This window comes from Klebsiella terrigena, assembly GCF_012029655.1.
Lineage (GTDB): Bacteria > Pseudomonadota > Gammaproteobacteria > Enterobacterales > Enterobacteriaceae > Klebsiella > Klebsiella terrigena.
In genome coordinates this window covers 4,277,461-4,297,484 of record NZ_CP050508.1, presented here as the reverse complement: position 1 = coordinate 4,297,484, position 20,024 = coordinate 4,277,461, and the positions used below count along the sequence as shown (strand labels likewise).

The following is a 20,024-nucleotide window of genomic DNA, read 5'->3' as shown; positions in this document are numbered from 1 at the left end:
TTGGGCGGGTGTTTTTTTGCAAACTCAAAATTTTTCCAGTTCCACTCGAGCAATCACGCCCTGCAGAAATGCCATAACGTGCTGCTGCTCAGATTCTGGTAATTCTTTGGCTTTATTGAATACTTGTATTAGCGGAGTGACGGTTGGGCGAGCAGTAATAACCAGGCAACCCGGCATCACCCGAACATCTAATTTTGTGCCAGTGGTAAACCCGGCTTCTTCCATCCAGGTGCCGTTCAGGCGGAGGCTGGCGCTGCGGGTGTAACGTTTTGTTCTGTTGGTTTTACGAGAGTAATGACGAACGCTGACGTAGCTGACCGTCATATCCCTTAATACTTTGGTTTCTGCTTTTTTAGGCAAGCTGCGATCGTTATTTTTGCGTACTGGCTCGTGTTTTTCTGTATTACCTGCCAAAAATTTCGAATGTGTTTTGGCAATAGTGTTTCCTGGCTTAGAATCAGTGTCAGCCATATTCAACTCCTTTATAGTTGCTTGTGGTCAGCGGCATGGAAGTGCTTTGAACACTTTCATGCCGCGCTCTTTAATAATCAGAACTTTCTCTTTTATCGATTTTCCTGTTGCGGTCTTTCGGTTGCTTTGCTGCGGCCATTATACAGTGCTGAATAAAAGATCAGTACTGTATGAAAGAACAAATCTAATATCTTCTAGGCCGATTCAGGAAATATTACTGATTAATGTAACGTTGCATTCTTAGCTGTTTCTGTAAAAACGTTCTTTAATTCTAAACAGCAACTACCCCCTGCCCAACAGCGGCAGTTAGCTGCTGGCGCAGAACGGTCTTGCCATCTACAGCAGCAACAGCCTCAGCAACCTTAACGCCGGGCTTATCAAAGCGGGCTATGACAGCCGTCGCGGAAACGTCCACGTAGCGGCACCGACGTTGGGCAAATCGCCTCCATCAGCGCCAGCGATGGTCTGTATATGGCGGCGGCAAACGACATCAACATCACCGGCGCGAAGGTGAAAACGGGCGGCGACCTGGCGATGGGGGGAGGCAATAATATCAACATCGCCGCTAATCAGAAAGCCGACAGCACCAGCCCGATCTTCGACAAGGAGAAAGAGCAGAAACGCCTGAAGGAAATCGGGATGATCAGCGATATCGGCGGCCAGGTGGCAGATATCGCCCGGACGCAGGGGGAGCTGAGCGCCATTAAAACGGCCAAAGAGCGCATGAACAGCGTGACGCCTGAAGACCGTGACGCTGCCAAAACACAGTGGGAGAAGGCAAATCCGGGCAAAACACCAAAACCGGAAGATATCAGCAATCAGATTTATCAGAACTACTACAACGAAGCCTTTAACGCGACAGGTATTGGCTCCGGTGGCGCAGTTCAACGTGGTATCCAGGCCGCGACGGCAGCACTTCAGGGCCTGGCTGGCGGCAATATCGCTGGTGCACTGGCAGGGGCTTCGGCACCGGAGCTGGCAAACTTCATTGGGCACAATGCCGGAATTAATGATAACGATGCAGCGAAAGCTATTGCTCATGCCATTCTCGGCGGCGTGACGGCAGCTCTTCAGGGTAACAACGCTGCGGCTGGTGCTGAGGGTGGAGCATCAGGTGAACTTATCGCAGGCGCAATAGCGAAGGTGTTATATCCAGATGTGAAAGACCTGTCGAAGCTGACTGAAGATCAGAAGCAGACACTGAGCACGCTGGCAAGTATCTCTTCAGGTATGGCGGGCGCTATCGTTGGCGGGAATACTGCAGGAGCAGCTACAGGGGCTGTCGCCGGTAAGAATGCAGTTGAGAATAACTCGCTTGCCGGGGATCAGGCTCGTGAAACAGCGAAAAAGGCTGCAGAATCTCTAAAAAATCAGGTCAGGGAAACTTTGGGTGAGGGGGCAACATCCGCTATAGCAAATGGCATTATCAATGCCCTGACTGATACAGGTGATTCGGCATTAGGTGGCGTCGATTATGCTGCTGTTGCTGCAATGGCGCTGGCTGCATGCGCAGCAGGAGACAGCTATTGCAGCAGAGCAATGAGCGACCTGGCTGGGAAGAATCAGGCTGTAGCGGATAGCGTTGAAGCCCTGATGAGCAGTGACACTTGGTCAGCTATTTCAGATACGGTAAAACAGGCTTCAACTGGAGATCAGGCTGCACTTGAAGCGACAGGCGGAATGCTGGCCGGGATTATATTACCTGGTAAGAAAATACCCGCTGTAGGGAAATTGGTTGATCCAACTATCAAAATTGCTACAGGGAATACTGTAGGTGCTTTTGAAGCAAGCCTTTCCAGGCTTCCACCGGGAGAACGAGTGGCTCTTGTAAAAGAAACGGTTAATAAAGTTGTCGTTGAACAGGGTATGGTGAAGGACAACAAGCTGACCAAACTAAATAATCGAGATGTCTATCGAGGAGCAGATGGTAATTTATATGCACTTGATACTCAGCACGGGCGGTTTGAGGTTGTGTCATCAAAAGGTAAGTATTTAGGTGAGGTTGATTTTCCTATGCAAGTAAGAAAACCAGCTGATCCATCTGGAGGTCATAATTTGAAGGTAAGGTAATGAAACTCATTAATTACAAAGAAAAAGGCATATCGAGAGGAACGGTCTTTAGGCTACCTGCGACTTGGCCATATGAAGAATGGGTCGATTTTATGTTATTTGAAACTCAAGATGACGAACGACCATATGGTTTAATCGTTTCATCTGGTTATAAAGCAGGGCTTTTTTTAATCAAGTTACCTATTGAAAGTATCTCAGATGAAGGGCACGGGTTAAGCACAGAATGGGTTATTGCTAATTGGGAAAAATGGATTTATCCGGAATGCGATGTTAGTGATGTCTACTTAATCGATGGATATGTGGCCACTGAACAGGCTTAAACTAGATAATTGAGATGTAAAACGAACCATAAACAATACGGACAACAATCCCGCCCTATTTGGGCGGGTAGTTTTTCGCAAACTCAAAATTTATCCAGTTCCACTCGAGCAAGCACGCCTTGCAGAAAGGCCATAACGTGCTGCTGCTCAGATTCGGGTAATTCTTTGGCTTTATTGAATACTTGCATTAGCGGAGTGACGGTTGGGCGAGCAGTGATTACCAGGCAACCCGGCATTACCCGAACATCTAATTTTGTGCCTGTGGTAAACCCGGCTTCCTCCATCCAGATGCCGTTCAGACGCAGGCTGGCGCTTCGTGAATAACGTTTGGTTCTGTTGGTTTTGCGATCGTAATGACGAATGCTGACGTAGCTGACCGTCACATCCCTTAATACTTTGGGTTCTGCTTTTTCAGGCAAGCTGCGATCGTTATTTTTTGCGTACTGTCTCGTGTTTTTCTGTATTACTTGTCAAAAATTTAGAATGTGTTTTGGCAATAGTTTTTACTGGCTTAGAATCAGTGTCAGCCATATTCAACTCCTTGATAGTTGCTTGTGGTCAGTGGTATGGAAGTGCTTTGAACACTTTCATGTCGCGCTCTTTAATAATCAGAGATTTCTATTTTATCATTTTTCATGTTTCGGTCTTTTGGTTGTTTTTCTGCAACCATCATACCTTGCTGAATAAAAACACAGCACTGACTTAATAAATAAAGTTAATATCTGCGAGACCACTTCAGGAAATATTACTGCTTAATGTAAAGTTGCATTTTTAGTGCTTTCTGTAAGGGCGGTAACGCGGTGATGCAGGGGGCAACGACCTGAACGTCACGGCCTGCGCCATTGACGCAGGTAAAACCGCACAGCTGGTGGCGGGCAATGACCTGAACCTGAACGCGGCGGGCGCCGGGCAGACCAGCCGCACGGGCGGCAGCGAAGCCATCAGAGCAGTGCCGACAGAACCACGATTTCAGCGGACGACAACCTGACGCTGGCCGCCGGGTGGGACGTTACCAGCCAGGCAGCAGGCACGGCCATTAACCGACAGGATTGCCGGTCATTTAAATGATTCTCGAGCCGCGGCTATTCATCCCTGAGGCTCGGATCAAACGCTTAATCTCAGCTTCTGCTGCTGATTATCTTTCCACCGTTGGCGGTCGGAAACACCCGAGCGCAGAGGAAATCGACCAGCGCCCGAACCTTCGGCGAGGGGTGCCTGCTGGCGGGCCAGAGCACGTGGAAGACGCCGGCGCGTTCCACCCGATCGGCCAGAACGGCGAGCAGCCGGCCATCCGCCAGCGGTTCCGCAATCGCGAATTCCGGCAGATAGGCGATCCCCAGACCTTGCAGAGCAAAGCACACTCGCGTCTCAATGTTGTTGCAGATCATTGAGGTAGGGAGCTGCAGCTCGGGGTCTCCGGACGCCAGCCGTAGCGCCCACGGCTCCAGTTTGCCGCTGTTGGGAAAGCGGTAGTGCAGGCAGGTATGCTCCAGCAGATCGGCCGGCGCCGTAGGGAGACCGCGCTGCGCCAGGTAATCGGGCGAGGCGACCAGCATCGAGCGGAAGGTGCCCAGCCTGCGCGCCGACAGGCGCGAGTCCGTCGGGTGCCCCGTTCTGACCACCACGTCGAAGCCTTCTTCAATCACGTCGACCAGCCGGTCCGTGAAGTCCAGATCCAACTCGATAGCCGGATATTCGCGCATGAACTCGCCGAGCACCGGCAGCACCAGCGAGCTGACCAGGGGCAGGCTGACCCGTAACCGGCCGCGCGGCGCTGCCGTTGCCTGCGATAGCTCCAGCTCCGCCGCCTCGATCTCGGCAAGAATGCGCCGGCTGCGCTCCAGGAACAGCGTGCCCTCGGCCGTCAGCGTCACGCTGCGGGTGCTGCGGTGAAACAGGCGCACGCCAAGCTTCTCTTCCAGCCTCGCCACGCTCTTGCCGATGGCCGATGCCGAAACGCCAAGCAGCCGGCTGGCCGCGACGAAGCTGCGCGTTTCGGCGACCCGTACGAACACCACGAAACCGTTAAGGTTGTCCACTTCACTCCTCCATTGCGGACATATAGTTCCGCTAAGACAGGAACTGTACCCTACTTTTTCTTTAATAGCCGCGTTTCTATCATGGCGGGAACGTTCACTGATGAAAGGAATTTCCCATGTCGGTTCCCGCATTTTCGCTACACACAGGCGTTGCGCCTGCGCAACTCTCCGCCCGAGTTCAGGCCGCCGTTCAACGGGCGCTGGACGAACGGCGTCTGGTCGGCGCCGTGGTCCTGGTGGCCCGCGACGGCGCGCTTATTCACCGCCAGGCCGCCGGCTGGGCCGATCGTGAAAGCGGTCGGACGATGGCCGCGGATGCGGTCTTCCGTCTGGCATCGGTAAGCAAGCCTATCGTCTCAACGGCGGCGCTGGTGCTGGTGGCGCAGGGAAGGCTCAGCCTGGACGACAGCCTCGAGCGCTGGTTGCCTGAGTTCAGGCCGCTGCTGCCTGACGGCCAGCCTGCGCGGATCGCCGTACGGCAACTCCTCAGCCATACGGCCGGGCTGGGCTACCGATTCTTCGAGGCCGATGCCAACGGCCCCTATGCGCGGGCCGGCGTATCGGACGGCATGGATGCGTCCGGTATCAGCCTGGCGGAGAACCTGCGCCGCATCGCCAGCGTGCCGCTGCTGTACGAGCCTGGCACGGGCTGGGGCTACTCGCTGGCGACCGACGTGCTGGGCGCCTTGATCGAGCGGGTGCAGGGCGAACCGCTTGACGCAGCCGTGCGCCAGCTGGTGACCGGCCCGTTGGGCATGGCCGATACCGGCTTTATCGCGCGGGATGCGCAGCGCGTGGCGACCGCCTACGTGAACGATACGCCTCAGCCGCATCCGCTGGCGGAAGGTGAAATCGTTTCGCCCTTCGAGGGGGCGGTTGGCATTCCCTACAGCCCTGCGCGCATCTTCGACCCGCAGGCGTTTCCCTCGGGCGGTGCGGGCATGGCGGGAACCGCCGAAGACTTCCTGCGCCTGCTGGAGGCCCTGCGTCAGGGCGGCGGCGCGATCCTGCCGGATGAGTTGATTGCGGAAATGGCGCGGGATCGGGCGGAGAATCTGGAGCTGCCCAATGCGCCGGGCTGCGGCTTCGGGCTCGGTTTTTCGGTTCTGCGCGATCGGACGCTGGCCGCTTCGCCTGAATCAGAAGGCACCTGGCGCTGGGGAGGCGCCTACGGCCACTCGTGGTTCGTGGATCGGGCGCGCGGGCTGAGCGTCGTCGCTTTCACGAACACCTTATACGAAGGGATGTCGGGCCGCTTTGTCGGCGATCTGCGCGATGCGGTCTACGGCGCCCTGGAGGCTGAACGATGAATTCGGCAACCGCGCATCGCATGCCCGTCGCGTCGCTGCTGGCGCTCGCGATGGCGGCTTTCATCACCATTCTGACCGAAGCGCTGCCGGCCGGCCTGCTGCCCCAGATGGCGCAAGGCCTGGCCGTCTCCGAGGCGTGGGTCGGCCAGACGGTTACTGTCTATGCCATCGGTTCTCTGGTGGCCGCCATTCCGCTGACCGCCGCCACTCAAGGAGTCCGTCGCCGGCCGCTGCTGCTGGCCGCCATTGGCGGATTCGCCATCGCCAACACGGTCACGACGCTCTCCGCCAGCTATGCGCTGACGCTAGCGGCGCGCTTCGTGGCGGGCGTTTCGGCGGGCCTGCTGTGGGCTCTGCTGGCCGGCTACGCGGCGCGGATGGTGCCGGAGCATCAGAAGGGGCGCGCCATCGCTATCGCCATGGTGGGCACGCCGCTGGCGCTTTCTCTGGGCGTGCCTGCCGGTACGTTGCTCGGCAATCTGCTGGGATGGCGGATGTGTTTTGGCATCATCAGCCTGCTGGCGCTACTGCTGATGGGCTGGGTGAGGCTGAAAGTGCCGGACTTCGCCGGGCAGCCGACGGACAAGCGGTTGTCGCTGCGGCAGGTGTTCATCCTGCCGGGGATCCGCCCGGTGCTGTTCGTGGTGCTGGCCTTCGTGCTGGCGCATAACATCCTCTACACCTATATCGCTCCGTATCTGCTGACGGCGGGAATGGTGGACCGCACGGATGTGGTGCTGCTGGTTTTTGGCGGGACGTCGGTAGCGGGTATCTGGATCGTCGGCGTGCTGATCGACCGCTACCTGCGCAGGCTGACCCTGGCAAGCACGATCCTGTTCGGCGCGGCGGCGTTGACGCTGGGTATGGCCGGTGGCGATCCTGTCGCGGTCTACGCGGCGGTAGGGGCGTGGGGGCTGGCTTTCGGCGGGGCGGCGACCTTGTTTCAGACCGCGCTGGCGAGGAGCGCCGGCGATGCGGCCGATATCGCGCAGTCGATGCTGGTGACCGCCTGGAATGCGGCTATTGCCAGCGGAGGTATCGTTGGCGGCGTGCTGCTGGACCGTTTTGGCGTCGGGGCATTCTCTCCTGCGCTGCTGGTGCTGCTGCTAGCCACGCTGCTGGTGGCGTGGTCGGCCAGAGATCGCGGCTTTCCCGCGTCGGTGGGATGACCGGCCGGGCGCTATCCCGGGCGTTACAGCATGCCTGCCCACGGATGGTGCGGGTGCAGGCGCTCGAGACACTCCCGCAGCCATAAACGCTCGGCCGGGAGTAATCCCGGCATGGCCCTGGCGAAATCCTCCTCGTCCTTCGGCCGACGGTGCTTTGCCTTGAACAGCAGCACGGCTGAGGGGCTTAGGTAAGGAATGCCGCTCGCGGTCCGCGCGACCATTTCGCTGCGCGGTCGCGTGAGCTGCGGATCCCGCTTATAGGCCCAGCGCTCATCCGTTCCCGGTTCAATCATCATATCCGCCCGCCAGCGGCCAGCGGGGCGATCGAAGCACCAGATCTGGGAAATCTCGGCCTCCGGTTGCCGGTCGGCCGCCAGCCGCTCGAGCACGCCGTCGCTGACGGTGTAAAACGCCATATCGCGCAGCGCACTACGAAAAAGGGGCAGATCCTCGCGCAGGATCGTGAACTCGATATCCTCATGCTCGCGTGTCTTCTTCCCGTGCCACAGATCGAGCGCCCAGCCGCCCACGACGCACCACGGCCTCGATACGCGGCTCAGCCGACGGGAGAGCTCGGCAGGACTCCAGGAGTCCCAGCTATTCTCGTCTGGCACAATCGGTCGCTCGTTCATCTTATCGACCCTCATATTCGACCATCGGCGGACGGTTTTGCCGGGCCACCGCCCCGGCAGCTCCGCCAGAAATGCGGTACGTCAGGCCAGTGGATGAGAAGGCTGAGGGTAATTCCCGCTGCCCGGCCTCCGGCGAGGGGGCCGCCGCGTCCTGCTGATCAATTTTTTGCCTGATCCAGGGGGCAAACTTTTTATAAAACTGCCGGGCTCTCCGCGAGCGCTCAAATTCATTCATGATGAAAAAAACAAAGGCGAAATTAAGCAGGTAAAAGGCCATCGCCATGACGATGAAGAAGGTTTTTTCCGGGCCGGTGCTGTTTTTCGCTAGACCGGCAAAGAGCATGAATGCGGCAAATAAAATTAAAAAAGAGATGCCGGAAAATAGGGCGCGCTGTTTTCGTTCTCTTCTGTACCTGACGTTGTAAAGGCTCACCGAGCCGCTTTCAACACCCTGAACAAGCGGCGCTTTGATAAATGACCGGAAGTCGCGGTCATCATAAGAGAGGCTATTCTCACGCAAAAAGGTCAGCAGCCGCTCATTGATTGAGAGGGGATAGAACATGCCGATAGTTTCATATAGCGCTTTGATGGTGTTTTTACCGGCATCGGTTAGCCTCTCATTCATCATGCCCGATATAGCGGCAAGGACCTTTGACCTCTTTTCCGTCACCGCTATTTTCTCTGCCGGCTGAATATCAAAAAATTTTCGCAGCCCAAGGAGGGCATACTTCATGATGCCTGGGACCAGCACCCCTAAAAAAAGCTTTAATGATTCCGAGCTAATAAAGGCGGAGATGTTATTTGCTGCTGAAGCGACGTCACTCACGGGCGAACTCCCTTTATTTCTTCCATAGCAACGGAATGACTCCCGCTATCCACAACCTTAGCCGGTTTATTTTCCAGGCAGACTAAACGATACAGGCTCATAACCCTGGGTTCAATGCCGCTGCCTTATTGACCGATTAACGCAAGCGCGTGATTTTGACCCTGGATATTGGCGGGGATCGGCAGGGCTTGAGGCTCATCTCCTGTGCGCACCTGCAGCGGCGGCCGCTGATAGCCTCGTTACGCAACGGCCGGGGCAGGTTAACGGTGTCTTATTTACCGTAGCCCGCCGTCAGCCGATAAACAGGGCCGCCAGCGCCGCGATGGCGGGCAAAGCCTGAACGTAGAGTATTTTCCTGCTTGCCGTGATCGAGCCGTATACTCCGGCGAGCACAACGCAGGACAGGAAAAAGACCTTAAGCTGAAACCCGCTCTCTCCCGCCCAAAGTCCCCACAGCAAGCCCGCGGCTAAAAAGCCGTTGTACAACCCCTGGTTCGCGGCCATCACCCGGGTGTCGCGAGCGAAATCAGCGCTCAGATTAAATGCCTGACGGCCCGTTTTGGTATCCCATAGAAACATCTCGAGGATCAGTATGTAGAGGTAGATGGCGGCCACCAGGGCGATAAGAAGATTGGCTAACACGGCAGGCCTCGCTGAAAATGTGGGAGCAGGGTGATTATAGTTAAAACTCTTTTGCGCCGCCGCTCGCTGTTTATCAGGGCGGCGGCGGGATGCGTTTTATACCTTAAATATGATGTATTAAATAGCACGGCTATTTTAAACGCTCTGAACGAAGCGGCGCCCTGGCACATTCCTGCGCGAATACAGCCAGTGCGTCGCGATTAAAAACGGACACAATAGCGCTACCGCCAATAACCTCGCGCTGCCTTCCTGCGGCGATCGGCTTGACATATTAAGCGTGCTTGCTATTGCTTAATCAGGCAAAGAATATGCGCCTTAAAACAATATCTAATTGTAAAATATATGGTTTATAGCTTGCAGGCGAAGCGGTGGGGTGATGAATGGCAGATAATAAGGTGAAGTTGCCGGGGATAAAAGAGAGTCAGCGCCTGCTGAATTTTGAGGCCGCTTCGAGGAACGTGGGCCTGGTTATTCTGCTGGCTATTATCTGCATCGCGCTGGCCGGCGGATTTTCTGTCGGCTATTTCAGCGAGGCTGAAAAAACCAATCCGCCGGGGACGCTAAAGATCGACTACGAGTATTTTGGCCGGCTGCAAAAAGAGTTTCGCCTCAAAATCACGGCGCACCCGCAGCGGGGCGATAAATATGTCTTCAGCCTCGGCGGCGATTTCAATGAAAACTATGAGCCTGGCAGCATCTGGCCGCAGCCGGACGGGATGTACAGCCAGGGAAAGACGCTGTATCTGATCTACAACAACGTGAAAAATAAAGGCGACTTCGCCATCTGGCTATACGTCACGCCGGCGAAGCCGGGGAGGTCGGAGAATTCTATCCAGGTGAACGCCGAGCCTGAAATCCGCTTTTGGCAGTTTATTTATCCTTAGGGGGTTGCTATGGAGATGGTCTTTCGGGCGTTAGCCATTTATTTAATCCTGCTGGTGGTATTTAAAATTGCCGGCCGCCGCGCGCTGCTGCAAATGACCAGCTTCGACCTGATCCTGCTGCTGATTATCAGCGAGGCGACGCAGCAGGCCCTGCTCGGCAACGATTTTTCGGTTACCGGGGCGATGCTGACGATTATTACGCTGGTGGTGGTCGATATCCTGTTTGGGCTAATGAAAAAGTATATTTCCGGCGCGGAGTCCGCACTCGATGGCTCCCCCGTGGTGCTGGTAGCCGATGGGGTACCGTTAACCGATAACCTGAAAAAGGTCGATGTCTCCTGCGACGACATCCTGGTCGCCGCGCGTCAAAATCAGGGCATCACGGAGTTTCGCAAAATAAAATATGCCATTCTGGAGCGCAACGGCCATATATCGGTTATCCCGGCAGAAGAGTAAGGAGCGCATCATCATGACGGATTCGGGCAAAACAACCCCACAGCTGACGGAGCAGGTAGCTGGGGCGCTGACCCGGCGAGGATTGATCCTGACCACCGCCGAGTCCTGTACCGGCGGTAACCTCGCGGTAGCGCTCTGTGCGCAGGAGAATACGGCCGCATTTTATGATATTGGCACGATTGTCTTCAGCGACTCGGCGAAGCGCAGGCTACTCGGCGTGCGTGCCAGCACGCTGGAGCACTTCACCGCCGTCAGCGGGCAAGCGGTAAGCGAGATGTCAGCCGGCGCGCTGGAGCGTGCCGGGGCTGATATCAGTATTGCGATCAGCGGCTACGCCGGACCTGACGGCGGCGAGGACGGTACCCCGGCGGGAACGGTTTGGTTTGCATGGAATTTTCGCGGGCAGATATACACCGAGCGGCTGCTGTTTTCTGGCGCCTGTCAGGAAGTGGTGGAAAAAGCGGTGCGCTATTCGCTGGCCGCGCTGCTGGAGAAGCTGGACGAGTGGGCGCCCGCGTGACGGCGTGCTCTTTGTGGCGGCCTGGCGGCAGCCGCGTTAGCTGCGCGGCGCCGCCGGCTGCGGTAAGGCGTGGGTGACCGGGCCGGGGCGCATGGGCCGGATGTCGCCGCGGGCGCTAGCCCTTGCGCTCCCGGCCGTGGGCTATTCAACCGTCCAGGCCTGGCTGAAGCTATCGTTGATAAAAATCTCTGCCAGCCCGCTAATCTGCTTCAGGCGTAAAACCTCATCGCTGTCCATTCCCAGCTCCTGGCCGATGCGCCGATCGTCCCAGCCCAGACGGTAAAGATCGCGAACGATATCCGACATGGCGGCGATCTGGTGCTTGCCTCGGGCGCGGTTGTGGCGAATGGTCGCGGCGATGCGCTCCTTCTTCCCCTGACGCGATACGTTGATCAGCGTAACCGGCAGATAGCCATGCAGGCGCTGGTGAATCTGCGGGTTGGCTGCGCTTATCAAATGCCGATGAAAGCCATCGACAACCAGATACTGCTCCTGCTGGCGAGCGACCACCACCGGCTGGGTGAAGCCATCCATTTCAATCGAGCGTTCCAGCAGCTTTTTCTCCGTTGCGCTCATGCTATTGGGGTTATAGTCATTCGCCGTGACCGATTCGGCGTCAACCCATAATACGCAATCCACGGGCTCGTCGCGGAAGGGGCTGTGCCGGTGGATAAGCGTCTTGAGCTGGTTTATGGCATCAATCTTACTTTTCATATCTGAGAAAGATTCAAGGTATTCGTCCACGACCTTGCTGATATCCTTCGACATTACAGAGTCCCCCATGTCTTTCGTTTATTACTGATATTGTTGCAGTATCTTTTGTAATGCTCGGACTGGGTCGGGCTGAATGACAGCGTCCGGCACCAGTAATCATTCTTGAGGATCGTTTTGCAGATCCGGCGCCAGGAGGGAATATCGCGAAAGCCAAGGTCCTTCTCCTGGGCATCAGGAATATCCTGCGGAAAGCCGCGCGTCTGATACCAGTGCAGGTAGATGGCTATCTTGTTGCGGTAATGCTCGGCGGTTGTCTCCGGCATGCTGTCGAGCAGGAACAGCGCGTAGCTGCGCCAGGTATGCTGCTCCGGCTTGCGCATCTGCGTTCTGAGGGCGAAATAATCGCCGCTTTCGTTAGCGTACTTCGCGGCGCCGTGCGCGCCGGACACCCGGCGACACATCTTCTCCCAGGTGTCCGGTTCGAGCGTGTGGTAAAGCCATAACCCGCGGCGCTGCTCCGGGCCAAAGGGTTCGCACACGCGCATGTTTTTCAGCGTGACGCCGGCACGGTACATCAGGTCATACAGCGGGTTATAGGGGAGCTTTGATTTGGCGTTGAAGATCCAGATATCCTGAGTACGCCAGTCGTACAGAGGATAGCAGGTATAGCTTTTGCCTCCCGGCAGCGCCGTCGTCCAGGGTTTGTCATCAGCAAAACGCGATTTTGTCTGCGATGTCAGCGCCATATAGCGGTGTAGCGACTCGTCGGTGCGAATGCCGATCAGCGAGGCCAGGCTGCGTCCGGCGGCCAGCCACTGAATGAACGCCGGCACAAAGGATTCAAAGGTCATCGGATAGTGATAGAAGGGGAGGTCGGCGCCGTGGGTGACAGCCCCCGCTGGCGGCTGGCGCACCCATTCGACGCCGGGCTCCCAGCAGATCCACTCCGGCTGGTGCTGTGATACGCCGCTCACCGTGGTCAGCGGCAGGGCAATCCAGTAAAAGTGGCTGATGACGTCCTGATAGAGAGCCCGCATTTTTTCGACATGCTCAATGGTTAATAAATACTGCGCCTCCCAGTCAATAAACAGGACCACGAACTTTTTGCGCTTCTTACGCGCAACGGTTGCCGCCAGGTGAAACAGGATGGTTGAGTCCTTGCCCCCAGAGAAAGATAAACAAACCTGCTCAAATGATTCAAATACCCAGTCGAGGCGAAGCAGCGCCGCATCAAGCACATCCAGGTCGAGATTTATTTTCTTCACCAGCCCTCCAGGTTATTAAATGTAGGTTTAATTGTTCAGGCCCTGCGCGAACTAAGGGAATAGCCAACCTATATAGTTGAGCATGGCGAGCTTATTATTTATGCCAAGCTTGTCTTTTATTCTCAGATAGTAATGGGATACCTGCTTATTGCTCATGGAGAGCAGCCGTTCGACGCCGCCGCGGGACGGTGAAGTATATGCGGCGCGAAGAACGTCATACTCTCTTTTTGTTAAGAGGCCGCCGCTGCGCAGTTCGCTATAATATCTCAGCAGCTTACCGATGCTGGCGGCGTTGTTGCCTTTGAGCTTTCTGCGCCATTCGCGTAATCCGGCCTGTTTAGAGATAAAGAAATCGGTCATGCCGTCTTTTATTTTGCGGTCACTGATAATTAATATTGACGCGTTACCGCGAATAATCAGCACCTGAATAACCGTGAGAAGAGCACAAATATTAGGGAAGTAGCTTTCTTCAAGAACAAAGAGATCCCCGGCACCGCTGGGCCGTATCGAGGCTTTTAGCGTCTCAAGGCCGTCGCTGAGGTACTGGTTCGCCATATAGGAATATGCAGAGATCGCCGCTGCCGGCGGGATATCCGTAAGGCTGCCGCCGCTATAGTTTTTCAACAATAGCTCAAGATCTAAGTAAGCGTAGTGTTCCGTATCGGGTTTAATTATCTTGCTCTGTTGACCGGGTGCGCTTATTTGTTCATGCATAGAGAATGCCCGCAATTTTAATTGTTCACAGGGAGCGTCTGAACTCATGGGGAAAAATCATAAGGCGGGTTATATTGTTTTGGGTAGTTAATTTATCTTAAGTAATCTTTAGTAAGGAAAGTTGTTATTTTAATCACTGAAGCTCAGATCTTTTTATTTCTTATTTTTCTTTAGATGCTGATTTGCATCATTGACATTTTTAATTGTTTTTAATGCGGGTTACGATCGCGCGCTATCTTAGGGGCTGGCGCGCTCTGTTTTGGCGCGAGGGGCAGAGGAATAGACCCTTTACTTTCGCCGTTGCCGCCAGGGCAGATTATGATTAAGGGATCCTCTATTAGGCTGAGGATGAAGTCAATCCTATTTATGCCTTATTGCGCGCTTATTTAAACCGCTTTGCCGAGGTAAATTAAAATAAAGCACGGTGATTAATGATGGTGATAAATCATAAGCGGCAGCGGAGGCGCTCATCCGCCGTTTTATCCCTGCGTGGTCCCTGCTTTGTCCCTTCATTGCTCCCGCGTTGTCCCGGTTTTGACTCAGCCTTTTCTCCGTTCTTTCTCAGCGCTGTCTCGGTTTTGCCCCTCATGATTTCTCATGAGGGGATTTTGCGCTGAGAAAAGGCTGCAGGCCGCCGCGGCTCAGGCATGGGATAGCGTCGGGAACATCAGCCTGTTGCCTTTAAAAATGTTCTCTTTGGCCGTAGAGATAAATAAGAAGTCGTCGCCCTCTATTTTTTCATACTCGCCGATGCGACCTTCGAGCGGAGTGAAACCTAAAATCGCCAGCTGGGTGCGTTGGTCGGCGAGCTCATTGACGATAGCCGACATCGAACCGCTGGCGTCGCAGAAAATATCAAAGCAAATCAGCGCGCGATCGTTTTGCATCGCGATGGCCACGGCACTATTTTTTTCCGAATAGTAGACGAAGTGCTTCATAAACGCCGAGCAGTAGAACATCAGCAGGCCGAAGTTATTGTGCGCCGAGAGCTGAGAGAAGGGATTGGATTTCTGATAATAGTGCCTGAGGATTGCCACATCGCTCTCTTTATCCATATCAAGACGACGGAAGTCGCCCTGGGCTGGGGTCACCGGCAGGGTATACTGATACTCATCGTACTGCTCGAAGCCAAATCTCGGATAGAAATCGACGGTGGTAGAGTTAGCAAACAGAAAAATCGCGTCGGCCTTATCCTTCCAGTCATCGAGAATATGATTAATCAACTGTGTCGCAAGGCCTTTATCGCGATGGTCGGTATCGGTCATCACGGTGCCTATCTGAATATAGTGCACGAGCTTCCCTTGCCACTTGAGGTCGATGACGTTGGCGGAGGCGTTAGCAATTACCTTATTATTATCAACGAAAGCGTAGGGAATGTATGACTCGGTCCAGTAGCCTTTTTTGTACCAGTCCTTGAATGAGAGGTCAAAGGTCTTAATAGCCAGGTCAATGAAGCTGTTCCTCAGGGCATCATTATCCTTAACCTGTTTGACTAATTTGTATTTCATTGGCCGGTCTTCCTTTTTATTTATTCTGCTACACGACAGTGCTGATGCTAATTTAATATTGAAAATCAATGACTCATCTATACCGGTAAGTATGAACGGTTCAGGATATTTGTACACCCCGCGGCCGACGGTCATTTCTCAGGACGTTGGCTCGGTCACAGTAAATACGAGGGAAGCGGGTGCCTGGGCGACCCAGGGGAGGCCGCTGCGTGTGGGGGAGGCGGATAGGTCGGCGGCCAGTCGGCCTGATGCGGCATTTTTGACCCTATTTAGCGGTCGCGGTCCCAGTCGCAGATAATAAGCTTATCAAGGTCATGGCACCGAGGAAGCCGGTTTGCTTCAGCAGAGCGGCTCAAAGCCTTCGGCGCCGTTCCCGGCGCGCTCCCCATGCACGAGGTCAGAAGCAGCACCGCGCGGAGTATAAGCATTTTAACCATGATAGAGCCTGTCAGCAGAGTAAAATAGCCTGCCTGGTACCACTTCTGTTCGCTGAAATTGCAAGCGTGCTGTTTAATTTTGGATAATAAATCGCTGGTTAAACTAAAACGACAACGAGATGTATTACTTTATGATGCTATTACCGGTAGATATCCTCGTAAGCCCATCGCGCTATTTCTATAAAACTCGCGGTTATTTAGTTAATAATAAATTTGTTACCGGGATTAAGTCATTTTATGGCGGTGAAAGACCTATAATCCCCGGCAGAAAATAGCGCGCGGCCTGGGCGGAAATAAACTTCCGCACGATGAATTCACGACCTGTTTATTGCTAAACAGTATGCCCGTCCTCTGGCCTTATACATCGAAGCGTCTATATATTTGACTGAATTAACAGGAATAATATGACCCAGTTACCGAAGTTTTCCGCATCCCTGCTGCACCCTCGTTACGGCTTGATATGGCTGGGGGCCGGCCTGCTGTGGCTGGTTGTGCAGCTGCCGTATCCGCTTATTTACCGCCTGGGGACCTCGATTGGCCGCCTGGCGATGCGCTTTATGACGCGTCGTGCGCGCATTGCCCGGCGTAACGTCGAACTCTGCTTCCCGGAAATGAGCGCCGCGCAGCGCCACGAGATGGTGGTGCAGAATTTTGAATCGCTGGGCATGGGGGTAATGGAAACCGGCATGGCGTGGTTCTGGCCGGAGCGGCGGATTGCCCGCTGGACCGAGACCAGCGGGCTTGAGGCGGTCATCGATTTACAGGCGCAAAAGCAGGGAGTGCTGCTGATCGGCGTCCATTTTCTGACCCTTGAGCTCGGGGCGCGGATGTTCGGCATGCATACGCCGGGGATCGGCGTGTACCGCCCCAATGACAACCCGGTGCTTGACTGGCTGCAGACCTGCGGGCGGCTGCGTTCCAATAAGACGATGCTCGATCGCAAAAACCTGAAGGGAATGGTGCGGGTGCTGAAGGAGGGCGAAATTCTGTGGTACGCGCCCGATCATGACTACGGGCCAGGCAGCAGCGTGTTTGCGCCATTTTTTGGCGTGGAGCAGGCGGCAACGACGACCGGCACCTGGGTGCTGGCCAAAATGTCGAAGGCGACGATCGTCCCCTTCGTCCCACGGCGTAAGCCAAACGGCGGCGGATATGAGCTCATCTCTATGATCCCAGAGTCGAGGCCGCCGCTGGAGAATCCGCAAACCACGGCGACGTGGATGAACAAGATCGTCGAGAAGTGCATCCTGATGGCGCCGGAGCAATATATGTGGCTCCATCGCCGCTTTAAAACCTGCCCTGACGGCGTCGCTTCGCGCTATTGAGCGCCGGTTGAGCGTTTCCGGCTTATGATATGTCCTGACTAACAGGACATATTAACGCGGAAGGAATGCCCCCATGACCGACAAACACTGGTCGAGAACCGAACGTCTGCACCAGACGGTGACCAATCCGAATATCATTATTAAAGGCACCCACAGCTACTATAGCGACTGCTGGGACAACGGCTTTGAGCGCTCCGTGGTGCGCTATCTGCACGGGGATGCGGTTAGCCAGCAGTGGCAGCCCTTAGGACAGCTGGATAAGCTCATCATCGGCAATTTCGTCTGCATCGGCGCGGAAACGGCGATCCTGATGGGCGGCAACAGCACTCATCGGATCGACTGGATCAGCCTCTATCCGTTTATGGAGTCCATTGCCGCATCGTATCAGCACCGCGGCGATACGGTGCTCAACGATGGCTGCTGGCTTGGCATGCGGGCGATGATTATGCCCGGCGTGACGATAGGCGAAGGGGCGGTGGTTGCCGCAGGCGCGGTGGTGACTAAAGACGTGCCGCCGTATGCGGTGGTGGGCGGTAACCCGGCCAAATTTATCAAATACCGCTTTGCCGAGTCGGATATTCAGCGCCTGCTTGCGCTGAACCTCTACGCTTTGCCGGAGGACGAGCTGCTGGCGCTGCAGCCGCTGCTGTCCGGGGAGGATATTACGGCGCTGGAGCAGGCGGTGCGGCGCCGTCGCACCTGAGGAAATGAGCGCTGAATAAACGATGGACGCAGAGTGGTTCCCGGATATTTTTAATGAAATGGCAAAAGTGTTAATAAACTATTGCTGGTTTTGTCTAAAAACAAAAAATGGCTAAACTTAATAAACGCAGAGCGATATAACGCGTTCAAGGTCATGACCCCTATCATAAATAGGTAGGGTAAATGTGGTATCATCGCGCCTTTCCCTTTTCGTTTGGGCCCTTTTTATGCAACAACCTGTTGTTCGCGTTGGAGAATGGCTGGTTACCCCCTCTGTTAACCAAATTAGCCGGAAGGGACGCCAGCTCACTCTTGAACCGCGCTTAATCGATCTTCTGGTTTTCTTTGCCCGCCATCCTGGCGAAGTGCTCAGCAGGGACGAGCTGATTGATAATGTCTGGACGCGCAACGTTGTGACCAGCCACGTCGTCACCCAGAGCATTTCTGAACTGCGCAAGTCGCTGAAGGACGGCGACGATAGCAGCCTCGAATATATCGCAACGGTACCGAAACGCGGCTATAAGCTGACGGTGCCGGTCATCTGGTGTACGGAGGAGGGGGAAGAGCTGACGCCGCTCCTTTCGCCGCTCGCGCCGCAGGCGGTGCCGGAAGCCGCTGCGCCATCCGCGCCCGTCGCGTCCGGCGTTCAACCCCCGGCCAGGCCGGAGAGACGCAAGGGGATCAGCACCTTTATCGTCTGGGGGCTGTTCCTGCTGGCGCTGGCAACCTGCGTGGCGCTGGTGGCGCTGTCGAGCATCGAATCGCGCCCGCCGGTCAATAAAGCCCGCCTGCTGTTAAACCCGCGCGACATCGATATCCACCTGCTTAACGGTAACTCCTGCACCAACTGGGCGTCTCAGCACTCCTACGCGGTGGGGCTTGGCAGCCTGGTGACCACCTCGCTGAATACCTTCTCCACCTTTATGGTGCATGACAAAACCAACTACAACATCAACGAACCGAGCAGCTCGGGTAAAACGCTGACCATTGAGTTCGTCAACCAGCGCCACTACCGCGCCCAGCAGTGCTTTATGTCGGTGCAGATGGTGGATAACGCCGACGGTTCCACCATGATGGACAAGCGCTACTTCATCACCAGCGACAACCAGCTGTCGATTCAAAACGATCTGCTCAATAGCCTGTCGGAAGCGCTCAAGCAGCCGTGGCCGGAACGCATGCAGACCATGCTTAAGCAGTACCAGCCTTCGCAAAGCGTTGCGCTGACCCACTTCTACCAGTCGCATCAGCTATTAATGAATGGCGATGTCGAATCCTTAGGAAAAGCCAGCGCGCTGCTTGACGACGTTATTAAACAGGCTCCTGACTTTACCTATGCGTATGCGGAAAAGGCGCTGGTGGACGTATTACGTCATTCGCAGCAGCCGCTGGATGAACAGCAGCTCGCGGCGCTGTATGCGGAAATAAACCGGGTTGGCGATATGCCGGGTATTAAAGATCTGGCGGTGTTTTATCAAATTAAAGCCGTGGATATGCTGGGGCAGGGGAAAGTAGACGAAGCGTACCATGCGATTAATACCGGGATTGACATGGAAATGTCGTGGATGAATTACGTACTGCTGGGTAAAGTCTACGAGATGAAGGGCGAGAACCGGGAAGCAGCCGATGCTTACCTGACCGCTTTTAATTTACGCCCTGGCGAAAACACCTTTTACTGGATTGAAAACGCGGTATTCCAGACCTCGGTTACCCGGGTGGTGCCGTATCTCGATAACTTCCTCTCTTCAGAATAAGTAAACCCTCACCACGCGAATGGTTTTGAGCATGGTGAGGTTAAACTTATGTTTCTCATGAGGCCGGCGATTGTTATATTTATGGAGTGATTTAACTGCCGCTTGCAACACATTTTCAACATAAAAATCTTCTCGTAACTGCATGTAATTTAATGATGTTTATCTTTTTATGATATCAACATGTCATCCTGATATGTTAATCAAAAAAGGTCAAAATATCATTTGTCTGATGTTTGCCGTTATTTCACTTTATCTTTAGGACTTATCTT

The 20,024-nt window shown here is 54.9% G+C and carries 19 protein-coding genes and 1 pseudogene; 10 read left to right on the top strand and 10 right to left on the bottom strand.

Going from position 1 to position 20,024, the window contains the following annotated elements:
* Window positions 1-24: 24 nt before the first annotated feature.
* Window positions 25-471 carry a SymE family type I addiction module toxin gene (locus HCK03_RS20200; RefSeq protein ID WP_228283753.1) on the bottom strand — a complete coding sequence of 149 codons (447 nt, stop codon included), beginning with the start codon at window positions 469-471 and terminating at the stop codon, window positions 25-27.
* A gap of 579 nt (window positions 472-1,050) precedes the next feature.
* Between HCK03_RS20200 and HCK03_RS26565 the strand changes: the two are divergent.
* Window positions 1,051-2,541, top strand: a pseudogene (locus HCK03_RS26565) (VENN motif pre-toxin domain-containing protein); the annotation flags it as partial.
* Window positions 2,541-2,861, top strand: a complete 321-nt coding sequence (gene imm45, locus HCK03_RS20190; protein WP_167692096.1) for an Imm45 family immunity protein — start codon at window positions 2,541-2,543, stop codon at window positions 2,859-2,861. The pseudogene HCK03_RS26565 and the gene imm45, both read left to right, overlap by 1 nt.
* A gap of 83 nt (window positions 2,862-2,944) precedes the next feature.
* Here the strand turns inward: imm45 and HCK03_RS20185 are convergent, their stop codons facing one another.
* Window positions 2,945-3,280 (bottom strand): SymE family type I addiction module toxin, encoded by a 336-nt coding sequence (locus HCK03_RS20185; protein WP_228283752.1) that lies wholly within the window; start codon window positions 3,278-3,280, stop codon window positions 2,945-2,947.
* Window positions 3,281-3,979: 699 nt separating this feature from the next.
* The gene (locus HCK03_RS20180) at window positions 3,980-4,900 is read right to left on the bottom strand and encodes a LysR family transcriptional regulator (RefSeq protein WP_167692095.1); all 921 of its coding nucleotides are present in this window, start codon (window positions 4,898-4,900) and stop codon (window positions 3,980-3,982) included.
* A 116-nt stretch (window positions 4,901-5,016) separates the two neighbouring features.
* Between HCK03_RS20180 and HCK03_RS20175 the strand changes: the two genes are divergently transcribed.
* Together HCK03_RS20175 and HCK03_RS20170 are read left to right on the top strand one after the other, a co-directional pair.
* Window positions 5,017-6,210 carry a serine hydrolase domain-containing protein gene (locus tag HCK03_RS20175; RefSeq protein WP_143967609.1) on the top strand — a complete coding sequence of 398 codons (1,194 nt, stop codon included), beginning with the start codon at window positions 5,017-5,019 and terminating at the stop codon, window positions 6,208-6,210.
* Window positions 6,207-7,379, top strand: a complete 1,173-nt coding sequence (locus tag HCK03_RS20170) for an MFS transporter (protein ID WP_041144408.1) — start codon at window positions 6,207-6,209, stop codon at window positions 7,377-7,379. The genes HCK03_RS20175 and HCK03_RS20170 overlap by 4 nt, the downstream gene beginning before the upstream one ends.
* A gap of 23 nt (window positions 7,380-7,402) precedes the next feature.
* On the opposite strand, the gene HCK03_RS20165 is transcribed toward HCK03_RS20170, so the two are convergent.
* The 3 genes from HCK03_RS20165 to HCK03_RS20155 all read right to left on the bottom strand — a co-directional run bounded on the left by HCK03_RS20165 (window position 7,403) and on the right by HCK03_RS20155 (window position 9,479).
* The gene (locus HCK03_RS20165) at window positions 7,403-7,993 is read right to left on the bottom strand and encodes a nucleotidyltransferase domain-containing protein (protein WP_206110926.1); all 591 of its coding nucleotides are present in this window, start codon (window positions 7,991-7,993) and stop codon (window positions 7,403-7,405) included.
* A 19-nt stretch (window positions 7,994-8,012) separates the two neighbouring features.
* Window positions 8,013-8,837, bottom strand: a complete 825-nt coding sequence (locus tag HCK03_RS20160) for a hypothetical protein (RefSeq protein ID WP_167692094.1) — start codon at window positions 8,835-8,837, stop codon at window positions 8,013-8,015.
* A gap of 291 nt (window positions 8,838-9,128) precedes the next feature.
* The gene (locus HCK03_RS20155) at window positions 9,129-9,479 is read right to left on the bottom strand and encodes a DUF1304 domain-containing protein (protein ID WP_167692093.1); all 351 of its coding nucleotides are present in this window, start codon (window positions 9,477-9,479) and stop codon (window positions 9,129-9,131) included.
* Between the two features lie 380 nt (window positions 9,480-9,859).
* On the opposite strand from HCK03_RS20155, the gene HCK03_RS20150 reads away from it, so the two are divergent.
* Genes HCK03_RS20150 through HCK03_RS20140 form a run of 3 tightly spaced genes read left to right on the top strand, consistent with a single transcriptional unit; the run spans window position 9,860 to window position 11,339 of the window.
* A complete protein-coding gene (locus HCK03_RS20150; protein WP_041144411.1) occupies window positions 9,860-10,363 on the top strand; it encodes a hypothetical protein in 504 nt (167 codons plus the stop codon).
* A 9-nt stretch (window positions 10,364-10,372) separates the two neighbouring features.
* Window positions 10,373-10,819 carry a DUF421 domain-containing protein gene (locus tag HCK03_RS20145; protein ID WP_041144412.1) on the top strand — a complete coding sequence of 149 codons (447 nt, stop codon included), beginning with the start codon at window positions 10,373-10,375 and terminating at the stop codon, window positions 10,817-10,819.
* A 13-nt stretch (window positions 10,820-10,832) separates the two neighbouring features.
* Window positions 10,833-11,339: a 2-oxo-tetronate isomerase gene (locus HCK03_RS20140; protein ID WP_264766044.1), complete on the top strand. Its 507-nt coding sequence runs from the start codon at window positions 10,833-10,835 to the stop codon at window positions 11,337-11,339.
* A gap of 141 nt (window positions 11,340-11,480) precedes the next feature.
* On the opposite strand, the gene HCK03_RS20135 is transcribed toward HCK03_RS20140, so the two are convergent.
* The 4 genes from HCK03_RS20135 to HCK03_RS20120 form a co-directional block, all read right to left on the bottom strand.
* A complete protein-coding gene (locus HCK03_RS20135) occupies window positions 11,481-12,107 on the bottom strand; it encodes an IbrB-like domain-containing protein (protein ID WP_115193413.1) in 627 nt (208 codons plus the stop codon).
* Entirely contained in the window at window positions 12,107-13,321 is a 1,215-nt protein-coding gene (locus tag HCK03_RS20130) for a phosphoadenosine phosphosulfate reductase (protein WP_218645778.1), read from the bottom strand. Before HCK03_RS20130 ends, HCK03_RS20135 begins: the two co-directional genes overlap by 1 nt.
* A gap of 48 nt (window positions 13,322-13,369) precedes the next feature.
* Window positions 13,370-14,032: a hypothetical protein gene (locus HCK03_RS20125; RefSeq protein WP_041144416.1), complete on the bottom strand. Its 663-nt coding sequence runs from the start codon at window positions 14,030-14,032 to the stop codon at window positions 13,370-13,372.
* Between the two features lie 641 nt (window positions 14,033-14,673).
* On the bottom strand, window positions 14,674-15,540 hold the full coding sequence (locus HCK03_RS20120) for a GNAT family N-acetyltransferase (RefSeq protein WP_134525363.1): 867 nt from the start codon (window positions 15,538-15,540) through the stop codon (window positions 14,674-14,676).
* 841 nt (window positions 15,541-16,381) lie between these two features.
* Between HCK03_RS20120 and HCK03_RS20115 the strand changes: the two genes are divergently transcribed.
* From HCK03_RS20115 to cadC, 3 genes are all read left to right on the top strand, one after another.
* Window positions 16,382-17,302 carry a Kdo(2)-lipid IV(A) acyltransferase gene (locus tag HCK03_RS20115; RefSeq protein ID WP_041144418.1) on the top strand — a complete coding sequence of 307 codons (921 nt, stop codon included), beginning with the start codon at window positions 16,382-16,384 and terminating at the stop codon, window positions 17,300-17,302.
* A 73-nt stretch (window positions 17,303-17,375) separates the two neighbouring features.
* Complete coding sequence (locus HCK03_RS20110; protein ID WP_167692092.1) at window positions 17,376-18,005, top strand: CatB-related O-acetyltransferase; 630 nt, start codon at window positions 17,376-17,378, stop codon at window positions 18,003-18,005.
* Window positions 18,006-18,231: 226 nt separating this feature from the next.
* Window positions 18,232-19,755, top strand: a complete 1,524-nt coding sequence (cadC, locus tag HCK03_RS20105) for a lysine decarboxylation/transport transcriptional activator CadC (RefSeq protein WP_041144420.1) — start codon at window positions 18,232-18,234, stop codon at window positions 19,753-19,755.
* Window positions 19,756-20,024 lie beyond the last annotated feature (269 nt).

Bases quoted from the DNA above. Each gene is read 5' to 3' on its own strand.
- HCK03_RS20200 (WP_228283753.1), bottom strand. From the start codon at position 471: ATGGCTGACACTGATTCTAAGCCAGGAAACACTATTGCCAAAACACAT.
- imm45 (WP_167692096.1), top strand. From the start codon at position 2,541: ATGAAACTCATTAATTACAAAGAAAAAGGCATATCGAGAGGAACGGTC.
- HCK03_RS20175 (WP_143967609.1), top strand. From the start codon at position 5,017: ATGTCGGTTCCCGCATTTTCGCTACACACAGGCGTTGCGCCTGCGCAA.
- HCK03_RS20170 (WP_041144408.1), top strand. From the start codon at position 6,207: ATGAATTCGGCAACCGCGCATCGCATGCCCGTCGCGTCGCTGCTGGCG.
- HCK03_RS20150 (WP_041144411.1), top strand. From the start codon at position 9,860: ATGGCAGATAATAAGGTGAAGTTGCCGGGGATAAAAGAGAGTCAGCGC.
- HCK03_RS20145 (WP_041144412.1), top strand. From the start codon at position 10,373: ATGGAGATGGTCTTTCGGGCGTTAGCCATTTATTTAATCCTGCTGGTG.
- HCK03_RS20140 (WP_264766044.1), top strand. From the start codon at position 10,833: ATGACGGATTCGGGCAAAACAACCCCACAGCTGACGGAGCAGGTAGCT.
- HCK03_RS20135 (WP_115193413.1), bottom strand. From the start codon at position 12,107: ATGTCGAAGGATATCAGCAAGGTCGTGGACGAATACCTTGAATCTTTC.
- HCK03_RS20125 (WP_041144416.1), bottom strand. From the start codon at position 14,032: ATGCATGAACAAATAAGCGCACCCGGTCAACAGAGCAAGATAATTAAA.
- HCK03_RS20120 (WP_134525363.1), bottom strand. From the start codon at position 15,540: ATGAAATACAAATTAGTCAAACAGGTTAAGGATAATGATGCCCTGAGG.
- HCK03_RS20115 (WP_041144418.1), top strand. From the start codon at position 16,382: ATGACCCAGTTACCGAAGTTTTCCGCATCCCTGCTGCACCCTCGTTAC.
- HCK03_RS20110 (WP_167692092.1), top strand. From the start codon at position 17,376: ATGACCGACAAACACTGGTCGAGAACCGAACGTCTGCACCAGACGGTG.
- cadC (WP_041144420.1), top strand. From the start codon at position 18,232: ATGCAACAACCTGTTGTTCGCGTTGGAGAATGGCTGGTTACCCCCTCT.